This is a genomic window from Lachnospiraceae bacterium oral taxon 500 (genome assembly GCA_002999035.1).
GTDB lineage: Bacteria > Bacillota > Clostridia > Lachnospirales > Vallitaleaceae > W11650.
Window position 1 is genome coordinate 2,121,844 of record CP027241.1, and the last position, 13,033, is coordinate 2,134,876.

The 13,033-nt window shown below is 43.8% G+C and carries 8 protein-coding genes and 1 pseudogene; 3 read left to right on the forward strand and 6 right to left on the reverse strand.

The genetic code is table 11. The features are described from left to right. The first annotated feature begins 136 nt into the window (after positions 1-136). Complete coding sequence (locus C3V36_09630; GenBank protein AVM69477.1) at positions 137-859, forward strand: hypothetical protein; 723 nt, start codon at positions 137-139, stop codon at positions 857-859. A 211-nt stretch (positions 860-1,070) separates the two neighbouring features. Here C3V36_09630 and C3V36_09635 read toward each other — a convergent pair whose 3' ends face one another. Then, a complete protein-coding gene (locus C3V36_09635) occupies positions 1,071-1,958 on the reverse strand; it encodes a carbohydrate ABC transporter permease (protein AVM69478.1) in 888 nt (295 codons plus the stop codon). Beyond that, positions 1,958-2,692 (reverse strand): annotated as a pseudogene (locus C3V36_09640) (sugar ABC transporter permease). Before C3V36_09640 ends, C3V36_09635 begins: the two are co-directional and overlap by 1 nt. A gap of 575 nt (positions 2,693-3,267) precedes the next feature. Here C3V36_09640 and C3V36_09645 point away from each other — a divergent pair. Both C3V36_09645 and C3V36_09650 read left to right on the forward strand, forming a co-directional pair. Beyond that, positions 3,268-4,842, forward strand: a complete 1,575-nt coding sequence (locus C3V36_09645; protein AVM69479.1) for a hypothetical protein — start codon at positions 3,268-3,270, stop codon at positions 4,840-4,842. Positions 4,843-4,845: 3 nt separating this feature from the next. Continuing rightward, positions 4,846-6,615 carry a hypothetical protein gene (locus C3V36_09650; GenBank protein AVM69480.1) on the forward strand — a complete coding sequence of 590 codons (1,770 nt, stop codon included), beginning with the start codon at positions 4,846-4,848 and terminating at the stop codon, positions 6,613-6,615. A gap of 269 nt (positions 6,616-6,884) precedes the next feature. Here the strand turns inward: C3V36_09650 and C3V36_09655 are convergent, their stop codons facing one another. The 4 genes from C3V36_09655 to C3V36_09670 all read right to left on the reverse strand — a co-directional run bounded on the left by C3V36_09655 (position 6,885) and on the right by C3V36_09670 (position 12,909). After that, positions 6,885-9,254: a hypothetical protein gene (locus C3V36_09655; protein AVM69481.1), complete on the reverse strand. Its 2,370-nt coding sequence runs from the start codon at positions 9,252-9,254 to the stop codon at positions 6,885-6,887. 195 nt (positions 9,255-9,449) lie between these two features. Next, positions 9,450-10,298 carry a carbohydrate ABC transporter permease gene (locus tag C3V36_09660; GenBank protein ID AVM69482.1) on the reverse strand — a complete coding sequence of 283 codons (849 nt, stop codon included), beginning with the start codon at positions 10,296-10,298 and terminating at the stop codon, positions 9,450-9,452. A gap of 15 nt (positions 10,299-10,313) precedes the next feature. After that, on the reverse strand, positions 10,314-11,237 hold the full coding sequence (locus C3V36_09665) for a sugar ABC transporter permease (protein AVM69483.1): 924 nt from the start codon (positions 11,235-11,237) through the stop codon (positions 10,314-10,316). A 223-nt stretch (positions 11,238-11,460) separates the two neighbouring features. Next, positions 11,461-12,909, reverse strand: a complete 1,449-nt coding sequence (locus C3V36_09670; GenBank protein AVM69484.1) for an ABC transporter substrate-binding protein — start codon at positions 12,907-12,909, stop codon at positions 11,461-11,463. Positions 12,910-13,033 lie beyond the last annotated feature (124 nt).

Here is a 13,033-nt window from a genome sequence, read left to right on the forward strand (position 1 = left end):
CGATACAAAAGCCTTTGCTCCTACTATGAAAGGGGCGACTTGGTAAAAATGCAATAATTGGAGATATTCGTGCATAAAATGTAGCGGGAAAATGATAGATAGTGTTAAACCAGAATTGATAGGGGGGAGGAAACTCATGAGTCTGATTCAGGAATTACATCAAATAGGAGCAGAAAATGTAAAAGAGGCATTTGTTGACTTTTTAGAACAATATTTAAATCCGGCATTTGGTTCAATGTCAAAGCGGGATATTGATATTTTATTGTTTATGAAATTGCAAGATTTAGGGTTAATTCAGCATAATCCGGAACTATATGAAATTGTGTCAAGCCTTAAGGTCACCAGAGCAAAAGCAAGGAATCTGCTATATGAAGCCAAAATGCGGACAACTACCGTGGAGGAGCTGGATAATGAATTAAAAAATATTCTTAAGTCCCCTGTTTTCCTGAAGGAGAATGATAAGATTTCTTTAGAAATTGGGAATCCGCTGTTAATTGATCATTTAAGAGACAAACTAAAAAAATTGAAACATATAACAGATGGCTCATTTTCCCCGGAGTTAGTAAAACTGACAATAGGAGCGTATGCAGCTTTATTTGAAAGTATGTTAAATGAAAAGAGTAAAGATACCATCCGAAAAGCATTGATCCAGTGCGGTGCAATAGAAGAACCTACATTAAAAGGTATTTTAACCAATGTGTTTAAGAGTTTGGCAGGCAAGTTTTTAGGAAAAATGGGAGATGAAATAGTGGCAGGCACATCTGAATATTTTTCAGCTATTATGGAGGAAGATATACGATTGATCCAACAACTTTTTCCCCGCTTGCTGCAAAGTGACGATAGTGAGCCAAGCAACTGATTTGTGCATTTTCAAATGAGGATTATAAAATATTTTAGTATCAGCCGGCAATAAGAAAAGTTGTGTTGAAATAAATATGTTTTGCGAAGAAGCAATAATTTAAAATAGGAAAGGGGAAATCTTAAGGGAATGATTGGACAAATTTCTGCGACAAGATACTTTTGCGGCACATACTTCAAAAGAGGGTTTCAAGGAATGCAGAAAATCTGATCTATCCTTTAATGGAACCAACCATAACCCCTTTAACAAAGTATTTTTGAATAAATGGATAAACTGTTAAAATTGGCAGGGTGGTAATGACAATGGTGGCTGCCCGAATGGATTGAGAAGGCGGAATGACATCAAGGGAATTGTAGGCTTCTGCGCCCAAATCACCAATATTAGAGGCGGCAGTAATAATATTGCGTAAAATATTTTGCATGGGCAATAAGGACGTTTTATTGATATAAAGCATGGCATCAAACCATGCATTCCAGTGAGCAACGGCATAGAAAAGCCCAATTGTGGCAATGGAGGCTTTGGACAGTGGCAGAACTACTTTAGTTAAAATTTGCATATCATTAGCCCCATCAATAATAGCGGCTTCTTCTAGGCTTTTGGGGATAGCATAAAAGAAATTACGCATAATCAACAGATTCCAGGTATTGATCAAACCAGGAAAAATCATGGACCAGCGGGAATCGAGCAAATTTAAAGATTTAACCAGAATAAAAGTCGGAATCAGGCCACCGGAGAAAAACATAGTAAAAAAGACAAAGGCAGTAAACAGATTGCGGCCTTTTAAGTTTTTTCGGGATAGACCATAAGCCAGCGTAATGGTAAATAATAAGTTTAAAAAAGTACCAATTAATACCCGAAAAAGGGTATTGCCGTAAGCACGTAAAATATTTTTGCCGCTGGCAAGCAACATTTTATACGCAGAAAAATCAAACTTTTGCGGAATGATAATAAAAGTGCCGCGCTGAGCAATCTCGGCTTCACTGACAAAGGAAGTCATTAAAACCGTAAACACCGGGATCAGGACAAGAACCATAAAGATACACATTAAAGTAATGTCAAAGATCTGAAAAATTTTTTCGCCGGAAAATTGTTTTTTCATTACCAGATCCCTCCTTGTCCCATTCTTTTGGTGATTTTATTGGTGCCGAGTACCATAATCAAGGAAATGACAGAAGTAAATAAGTTCACAGCCGATGCAAAAGAATAATTTTGATTAATGACGCCTTCTCGGTAGACATAGGTGCTGATAATATCAGCGGTTGAATAAATTTGTGCTGAATAGAGCAGTAGAATTTTTTCATATCCCAGATTTAAAATGCTGCCCACTCTTAAGATCAGCATAATTGAAATCACCGGAAAAATACCGGGCAAGGTAATGCTCCACATACGGCGAAAAACCCCGGCACCATCAACCATGGCTGCCTCATAAAGTTCTTTATCAATACCGGTCATGGCAGCAATAAAGACAATACTACTCCAACCAATGGTCTGCCATACTTCCGAAACAGTGTATATCGTCCGAAACCATTCAGCAATCCCCAGAAAATGAATGCTTTCACCGCCAAAAGCATGAATAATCGTATTGATTAATCCACCGTCAACTGAAGTCAGATTACGAATCATACCGCAGACAATTACTGCAGATAAAAAGTGGGGCAAATAAGAAACGGTTTGCACGACTTTTTTAAAATGACGGTTGTGCAGTTCATTGATGAATAATGCCAAAGTAATGGATAGGGGAAATGTCCATATCAGAGAATAAAAACTTAAAAGCAGAGTGTTGCGAATCAGCCGTAAACAATAGGCTGAGCTAAAATTTAATTGGAATTTGATTTCTTGATATCTTAATGCCATGTTGCTACCTCGATTCAGATATTTGTCCGGAAAGTTAGTTAAAAAATGAATCAGGTTGGTTCGGTGAATAAATTGGTAAAAATAAATATAATAAGAATTGAAAAATGAAAATTAAAAGATATTATTTACAAGCTTTTGCTTTGTCGTCTCCTATTATTTTAGCAAAAAAGAAAATTAAGTCAATATTTATAGAAAATTTTAGGCATGTTTTTAATAAAAATAGGCTGCTTTTGTAAAATAAGGTTATTTTTATTCAAAAGAAAAAGAGATATCGCTGTCTGTGGCAATCACCAATTTTCAAACCGCCTATCTCAGATCTGAGGCCTAAAAAGTATGCAAGGAATCTTCTCGCGCTCCTGTTGAATATATGGTAAAATAGAGTTTGAAAACAAACACCCTGATAAAGCAAAGAAAGTAGGTTATGCGGGAATGGCGGAACTCTTTCTTTGTGTTTGATCTGTCAGACAGACGGACGAGCGATTTTCATAGGACAGAATCAAAAAAGTGGCAGGATAAAGCCGAGAATATCAAATCAACTGCCATGCGGAGGAATCATGAAAGAGTTTTCATTGCTGATTGTCGAGGATAATATTTCCAGCCGGGAAGGTTTAGCCAAAAGCATTACCGGCATGGAACTGGGAATTGCGCATATTTATACGGCTAAAAACGGACAGGAAGCATTGACCTATTTGCGGAAGCTAAAAATAGATATTGTCCTGACCGATATTTGCATGCCGCAGATGGACGGTCTGGAGCTGATTCAGTGCTGCCGGGCGGAAAAACATAGGGTTGAGTTTATTATCATCAGCGGCTTTGAAGACTTTCGTTATGCCCAAACCGCCATCCGTTACGGTGTCAAAGCTTATTTGCTGAAACCGGTATCGGTTGAGGAATTGTGTAAAGAGTTAAAAACAATGATCGAGAGCCTTAAAGAAAAGGGCAGAGAATCGGGCCTTTCGGGGGCAGCTTTAGCAGAGCGGGAGAAAGAATTATTTTTGCAGAAGATAATAAAAGGCGATATTTTGCCGGAAAATATACAGGCAGCGTGGCGCCGGTACTTGCAGCCGGAAACCGGTCGGTATTTGGCAGTGGTTATGGATTGTTTGTTTTTTCATGAAGAAGGCTATGATAAAGGCTTGATTGCTCAGGAGGCAGCGGCTTTTTTCCAAGACCGTGCTTTGAGCGGACGCTATGAGATTATTTTAACAAATGCGAATCAATTTGTTTTGCTCCTTTTTCCGGAAAAGGAAAGTCCTGAGTTTATGCGGGAAACAATAGAGGAATTTAATCGCCGTTTAAACAAAAAACTGCGGCATGATGTTTATTTCGGTGTGGGGAGCGAAGTATCCGCGCCGGCGGAGCTGACTTTATCCTGTCAGACAGCGGGGAAAGCGGCTGCTTATTTGTTGTTTGAACCGGAAAATAAGGTGATCTGGGGAGAGGAACTGACTTTAAGCAGTGTAATGCCGACGGCCGCACAGACAGAGGCGCCCCTTGCCGTTTATCAGGCGATTACCGAACATGCCGAGGAGAAGATCAAAGAGCATTTAAACACTTTTTTTTCCGGCTTTTTCAGCGAAGGATTTCCGCCGCCGCATTTTGTCCGCGGTATGTGCACTTATATGGTGATTTCGGTGCAGACCGAACTGGAGAAATTAGCGGTAGAAAATGACTCTGACTGGGGCGAAGCGCTTTCCTATGACGTAATTAATAATTTATGGACGATTTCGGAAATTCACCGACTCTTGGAAGGGCTTTTTTTGTCATACAGCCGTTATTTGCAAAAGGCGCACACAATTATTGACCCGATTATGAAAAAAAGTCTTTTCTTTATTAAAAATAATTTGGATCAGCCCCTGCATGTCAATGATGTGGCCGGCTATGTTAATTTAAGTCCCGGCTATTTTTCGGCTTATTTTAAGACTAAAATGAAATGCAATTTTAAGGAATATGTTGTTGAGCGCAAGATGGAGGAAGCGAAACGCTTAATTTCAGCCGGGGATTTAAGTCTGGACGAGATTGCACTCCGCGTGGGTTATGATCAGTATCGTTCCTTTCACCGGGTTTTTAAAAAAGCAGAAGGCATATCACCGTCAGAATACCAAAAGCAGCGGACGGAGAAGGGGTAGGGAATGTTAGCGTACATGAAAAAATATTTCGGCGATTGGCCGATCCGCTCTAAGATTATGCTGCTGACCATCTCGGTTAATACCGTTACTTTATTTGCGGTGGTACTGGCGATGTATTTAATTTATCAGGCAGACTCTCTGGAGCGGATTAACCGCAGTATCGGCAAGAATATGGAGATTGCCGAAGGGCAAGTAATTGAAAAAATCAATAAAATTTTAATTGATTCATTTGAACTGACAGCCAATCATCTTTTTCAAGTTTGCACCAAGCAGGAAAATCTGTCCAAGCAGCAGTACCTGATCAATTACCTGACTCTGCAAAACAGTCTGTATAAGATGACGCAGAGCAGCGTGTTGATCGATACTGTCTTTGTGGCACATAAGCAAAAAAATATTTATAATCTGGAGCGTTTGGGTATGAAACAGCCGGAGGAAGTATTTTCCGGTTGGGAATTGGAGCGAATTGATGGCATTACCTTTTTGCCGACCTGCATTAATCCCTACGGCGATCACGGCCGGGTGATACCGCTGGCGATACCGGTGGACGAAATTGAAGGCTTGAATGTTCCGATCATCGGCACGGATATGGCCAAAGCGGAGATGACAATTTTTGTCCTGTTATCGCAGGAGCGGCTGCAGGGGCTGCTGCAAAGCTTAAATACGGTAGCGGATTCTTACTTATATTTGGCGGATGCTCAGGCTCAAGGATTGTCGCTGGTCTTACCGGAAAGCTTGGCGCGGAGCCTGAATCAGGATATGACGGCAGATTGGGGAGCGGTTAGGGAAAAAATAGGGGTGGAAAGAAAGGACTATTATTTGTCCTTTCGCAGCCTGCCGGATTTTCCGCTGAAACTGGTGCATCTTTTGCCTAAATCCGTGTTTGGTGAAGTAACCAAAAAGGTACGGCCGATTTTTTTGCTGATTTGGCTTTTGACATCGCTTTTGGCAGCCGGAATGACTGTGCTTTTATCGGATGTGATTACCAAGCCCTTGCTTTACATTATTCAAAAAGTTTCCGCCAATCAGAGAATTGAGAAAAAAGCGAAATATAAAGATGAAATCGGTATTTTAATCACCGCTTTAACCGGCATGTATGAAACGATTGACCGTCAGATTCAAACGATTGAAAAGCAGGCGGAACAGGTGCGGACGGCGGAAATGGAAATGCTGACCCAGCAGATTAATCCTCATTTTTTATATAATGTACTGGATAATACCAGGTGGAAGATTTTGGCGGAAGATAAGGCAGCAGCCGATATTATTGAGAAATTGAGCGCTTTTTTGCGGCTCAGTTTAAATCAGGGCAACCGGGAACTGCCCTTTGAGCAGGAAATACGCCATATTCAGCTGTATCTTAATATTATGGCCTATGTCGAACGGCAAGATATCCGACTTTTGGTTGATTACGAAAATGCGCTGAAAGAATATTCCATCATACATTTGATTTTGCAGCCGATGGTTGAAAACTCGATCAAGCATGGTTTTTCGGAGCCTTTTCCGGAAACGGTGAGCAAAGAAATCCGAATTGGCTTTTATCAGGACGGTGAAAATCTCGTTCTGGAAGTGACGGACAACGGCAAAGGCATGAATATTGCTAAAATGAAAGCCTGCTGCGGTGAGCAGGTTTTGGCGGAGGATGCACCGAAAGGCTCAATCGGCCTGCGCAACGTGTATTTGCGACTGTGCCGGCGGTATAATACAGCAATCAAAGCCGAATTCTTTTCTATTCCTTACGTGAAGAACTCAATTTGCTTTTATCTTCCTAAGGAATAAACCGTAGCCTTTTCTTTAAATGTCGATGTAAAGAATTCAATCCGTTTTTATCTTCCTAAGGAATAAACAGTAGCCTTTTCTTTAAATGCCGATGTGAAGAATTCAATCCGTTTTTATCTTCCCAAGGAATAAACGAAAAAAAGGTAAATAGGCGGCAATAATCTGCCGCCTGCTATTTATGTCCGCGTTTTTCCGTCGGCACACAGAATGAATTTTCACGAAACGATACCCCAAAGTCTTTGTCAGACATGAGAAAGCGCAACTAAGGATTAAACATATTGCGTATCATCGGGATAAGCTTTATACCGCATTTCAATCTGGCTATGATCCGACAGCAGCAGTTGACTGTTATCCCAATGCGGCGGCGCAGCCAGACAGCTTTTGATAAATTCTTCTCTTTGCTCCGAAACAACGCTTTCACAAATGATATAAAAAGCGGTTTGCTTACCATAGCAGCGAAGTTCGCAGCCGGTGAAAGCGTCGTCAAAGGGCTCGGGCAGAACCGATGACCACAGGGCAATCGCTCCCTGACCGAAAAAGGCAAATGTCCAAAGGCCTTCCCGCCGGACTTCATCAAACTTAACTGCAGGCAGGTAAATATGAGTAAAAGTCACCGGATAATCGTCCGGAATTTGATAAATGACACCAAGCCGGTTTTGCCGCTGCATGGTCATCGGCATGATGCCGTTGCCGTACCAATAACCGGGGCGCATCCCGGTAAAATCAGCTGCACCGGAGGGATGGTTGATAAACAGCAGCGCTTCTTTGCTTAGAGCGGCATACCCAAAATGCTGCTGATAGCCGTATACGCCGGGGCGGAAATTGGTTGTGCCGTGAAACTTTTCATTTAAGAGCTTAACCGCTTCCTGCTCGGAGTCAGCCGGCTGGCTGCGACGGCCGGCCGAAGCGGGGCTTTGCACCGAGGTTAATATATAGTCCTCGGTTTTATGGAGCGTTACTTCAGCGTTGCCGGAAAAATAAGTCTTGCTGACCGGTGTCTGCGCGAGACTCCGTAAATCTGCCGGAAAGCGATAGGCCGAGGTGGCAAAACAAATATTCCACATACATTCCCGGTCAGAATAGGGGAGCTCTGGGAAAATTAAGCAAAGCAGGCCTTGGACTGTCTGACGGTAAGGATAAAGGACATCCCGGTAAACCCGGCCTTGCGGACTGATGACAGAGCCGTCAAAAACATGGGTCGCCGCCTGTTGCAGCAACTGGTCGGTAATGCTTTGCGCCAAAGCGGCAATATCTTTCGGGGCAAAGTCAACTAAAAGCAGAAGGGCGGCTAAGGTAACGGACAAATAGCCGGCGCTGTTAAACTCTTCCGTTCCGTTTTCGGCAACATCGGCCAGCCAAAGCCGGCAGCGGGCGGCGCCAATTTGAGCCTGAAGGGTGCCGGTTCGGCCGCTGCACCGGAAAATATCATTGGGATACATTTCCCCGATCATCATTTGAATGGCATAGAACATTAAAGAATGATTTTCACTGAAGAAGCACATACCGTCCTGACCGGCTTCATCCATAAAATAGCGAAAATCCAAAAAGCTTTCTTTTATTTCATCCAGCAAATCCTGGGGCAGAGAGTACTTTTTCATCAGCCGGAGAAAGCCGATAATCAGGAAATCCGAGCAGTCAACCCGCTGCCGGATCAGCTTTAAATCCTCGCGCAGGAGCTGCAAATCTTCAGCAGTTTGCTTACCAAAATAATAGCGGGCCAAAACATGATACACGCTGAAAAAAATGCCGGTGGCTCGGGGCTGTCTCTTTTTTTCGGCAATCAGGCGATAAACCGCGTCGGCACCGCCGGCGATATAGCGCGGCCGGATTTGGCTGATGGCTTCCAGCTTGCGCCGCAGCAAAACCTGATCATTTTCATCCGTCCAGTAAAACTCCGCTTCGGTTGCCGGCGCGGGTAATTCCCATGTCTGGCTGTGATTGGCCAGTGAGAGGGTTTGACCGGAATAGGTTACAAACAGTCCATTCTTATCGCCTGCCGGTAAAGAAAAAAAATTTTCCCGGCAGTTAATTTGAAACAAAAGTTCTTTTTTGCGGCGCAGCTCTGCCACCGGCAGGCCTTGTAAATCAAGACGCAGATCAGGTGCGGCCGGCAGCTGAAGGCCAAGAATATCGCGCGAATCGCGGACGCCAAGACCGGTCATATAAATCAGAACTTCATTATAGCCCTCCGCTAAGGGCAGAGAAAAGGGATAACGGCCGATTGGCTTATAGCGGGAATCAGTGGCTTGAAGTAAAAGTGAACCGCCGCACCAGACCAAAACATTTTGATAAGTCCATAAAACCGCCGAAACAGTCTGCTTGACCGGTGAATAAATCCCGGTTTTCAGCCACAGCGTGTTTTGTACCGGTGTGCTGTAAAAGTCACTTTGATCGACAAAATAGTCGTGTCCCGTGCTGAAATAGGAAAATGGTAAACCATCCGCTTCTTTTTCGCTTACGCCGGCTAATTGGCGGCCGATTTCCTGACGCAAATAGGCCTCATAGGCAAGCTGATCGCTGAAATGCCGACTGTCGGCAGTCGGGCTGATATAACCCTTGCTTTTTAGCGGCGTCGCTAAAAAATCGCGGATAAAGCCATCCTTTTCTAAAGGAAAATACATCATATCATCTGGAATCATTCTATAAACCTAACCTTTCTGTGAATATAACGGATGAAACGATTTGTCGCAGGAGGGAAACCATTCTTGCCGCTGTTTTCATTTCTCTGCAACAATATCGGACTGTCACGAATGAAGCGGCTTGGCAAAGGAATATCCTTGTAGCTGTTTTCGCGCCTGCCAAAAGCGTCGGAATTCTCCCGCAAGAGGGGACAATCAGCCTTTGACAGCGCCGACCGTCATGCCGGACATAAAATACCGGCTAGTCAGCAAAAAGAGTATAATAATCGGCATAATTGACATGGTTGAGCCGGCAAACATAATATTCCAGGCGGCGGCGCCGTCGGAAACGTTCTTCAGGGAAATAACGCCGACCGTTAAAGGCCGCTTATTCGGGTCGTTGATGGTAAAGACCAGCGGCAGAATGTATTCGTTCCAAGCTTCCCGGAAGGAGAGCAAGGCAATTGTTGCCATAACCGGCTTTAAGAGAGGCAGAATAATCCGGTAGTAAATGCCGAAAAAACTACAGCCGTCGATGGCGGCAGCTTCATCTAATTCCTTGGGCAGCGTATTCATATAGCCCCGAACCAGGAAAATATTGGTCGCCTGCGACATGCCGATGCAAATCAAAATAACCGACCAGAGCGAAGTGTGGAGATTAAAATGGATTGTCAGCTCAAACAGCGGCCGCAGGCTGACGCTGCCGATATTGACAAACATAAAGGCAATCAGCAGACCGTAGATCACATTTTTCAGCGGAAAATCCTTGCGGGCAAAGCAGTAGCCGGCCATACTGGAAAGCAGCAGAATACCGAGCATGACCATGGTACTGATAAAGATGCTGTTTAAAGTATAGCGGGCAAAGTTAGCCAGCTGCCAGGCCTCAATATAATTATCGATAATAAAGACTTCCGGGAACAGTCTGGCGCCGCCCAGCACCAGTTCCTGATTGGTTTTGAAAGAGCCTAAAACAACATATAAAATAGGATAGAGAATAAAAACCGTCAGAATGAGAAGAAAAGCATAGGCCAATAGGGTTGAAGCTTTTATTTTTCGTTTGTTCATAAAAATACCGCCTTTCTAATATGCTTCGTCCATTTTTTTGCTGACGCGCAGGTAAATTACAGTGATAATGGCGATAATGATTGAAGATGCCAGACCGACAGTTGAGCCGTAGCCGATCTGTACCGCGCCGTCGCCGTTTTCATTGCCGAACATCAGTTGATAAACGTATAAAAACATAACCTGACTGCGTCCGGCCGGACCGCCGCCGGTCAGAACCATAATGCTCTGATAGTCCTTCAGCGCAGTGGTGATGGCTAGCATCAGGATGACTTTCAGCATGGGCTGAAGCATAGGGATGGTGATATAGAAAAAATCCTGCAGCTTATTGGTGCCGTCGATTTTGGAGCTTTCATAAATACTGTCGGGAATGGATTGCAGACCGGCTAAAAAAAGCACCATATAATTACCAAGCCCGCCCCAGATTGCCACGAAGATAATTGACAACATAACCAGACCGGGATTGCCCAGCCAGTCAATTTTCATATTAGTGATATGCAGTGCTTTCAGCGTTCCGTTTAAAATACCGTTGTAGGGGCTGTACACAAAGTAAAAGACCAAACTGGCCACGGCGGCGCTGATAACAGTCGGGATAAAAAAGACCGTCCGGAAAAAGTTTTTGCCGCGTAGCTTTTGATTGAGCAGAACCGATACAATCAGGGCCAGAGGAATAATGGTAATCAGTTTAAAAAAAGCGTATTCCAAGGTATGCAGAATACTGACGTCAAATAATTTATCTGAAAATAACCGTTTGATGTTATCCAAACCGATAAAATATTCAACGAAGCCGTTGTAATCATAGAAAATATATTTACTGATCCAAATAAAGGGATACACCGATACTACTAAAAACAGAAAAATTGTCGGGCTGAGCATCAGCCAGACAGTGAACCGATCTTTATGGGCGCTGGTTCGGAGAGAGCTTTTTTTCTTGGAAGTCATTAGCGTCAACACTCCTTTCTTAAAGGGGAAATGCCGTGATAAGAGGGCTTTAGGTGATAGATGCTGTCTGGGGTCTATATTAGAAAATGACAAAGGAAGAGTTATAAAAATTTCACCTGCCGGATAGAAATCGGATCCGGCGGGTGAAAATGATTTTAAAACTTAATTACGCTGTGAGGTATTCGCTTTTCCGTTTGGCTTTTACACGGAAAGCCGACAGACATTATTCGGATAAATATTCCAAAGTTCCGGCCAACGGTTTCATCGGATCAAAGTCCTTAATCACCAAACGTTTGATTTTTCCGGCTTTGACATCGCGATCAAGTGCTTCGTTGTAGATCTTGTTCATTTCTTCAATGGTTTGATCAATATCGGTACCTTGCGGAATAACAGTTTCCCACAGTGCATCTTTCCATTCTTTGCCTTGCGGGGTAACAGCCGGCGGCATCGGATAAACACCTTCGTAGCTGATGGGCAGGAATTCCTGAAGCTTACCGATTTTGCTCATATCAACCTTGCTCATGATATCTTGAGTGATGGACAAAGCCAAACCGTTTTCGACATACTCAACCATAAAATCTTCACTGCTGAACCAGCGGATGACTTCAAAGGCTTCCTGCGGATGCTTGCAACTGGCACTCAAAGCCAAACCATCAAACGGAGTTGCGGATAAAGCACCTTTAATTTCTCCGGTCAGTGACGGCAGTTCAGCGGCTTTCCATTCCATTTGTGCCGGGAATTGAGTAGTCAAAACACCGACTTCCTGAGAAGCGTTGCCGTAAAAACCGACGTTTCCGGCTGAAAACTGAGCTCTGGTCGGGTCAACCTTCATGCTGGCACAGCCGGGCAGCATGCTGCCATCGGCAAACATTTGCTTAAAGGCTTCCAGTACCGGCTTGTAGCCGCTGAAATCATATTTACCGTTCTTATAATCATAATATTGGATGCCGCTGATTTCAGCAATCGGAATAATCATTCGGCCGATGGCGGCGGATTGTCCGGGCACAACGCAGCCAAACTTTTCGCCTTTGCCGGCTTCGGTGATTTTTTTAGCGGCTGCGACCATTTCCGGTACCGTCTTAGGCGGGGTAACACCGGCTTCTTCCAGCAGCGGCACATTGTAAATTAGCCGGTTGCCGCTGCGCAGTGTGCGCGGGAACCAGTAGACATCGGAGCCTAGCACATTAACGCCTTCCATTTTATAGTTATCGACATTGGTAAACTTGCGGAAATCGGGATCAGCGTCTAAAAACTCGTTAATCGGCCGAACGATTTTAGCTTCGGCGTAGGAACGCAGGTCATAACCGCCGGTGACACCGCTGATACTGAAAACATCAGGTGCCTGATTGGATTTGGCGGCCATGGTGATCATATTGGTGTAGTTGTCGGTTTGAATAACATATTCAATCTCGATTTGTCCCTTATGGGCTTCATTGAATTCGGCAATCTTTTTCAGGGTGTATTCCGAATCATGACGGTTATTACTCCAAACCAGAACTTTAACGGCTTCGCCGTCCTTGACAGTCGGGGTTTCTTTGGCCGACTGTTCCGCCGTATTTTGATTGTCTGTTTTTGTTTGGTTTTGCGGAGCTGCTTCTTTATTGCCGCAGGCGCTGAGAGTCATGGTTAAGACCAACAGCAGTGAAATGATAAATGATACAGATTTTTTCATATTCCCTCCTTAATTTGCGGTGAAAGCCGCTGCTCCCGGTCTATGTTCCGGCAAAGCCGGTATGGGGCATACAGTCGCTTTCGCTTTTGTTTTGTTAGGACGGTTTTATCTTATCATTTACCTC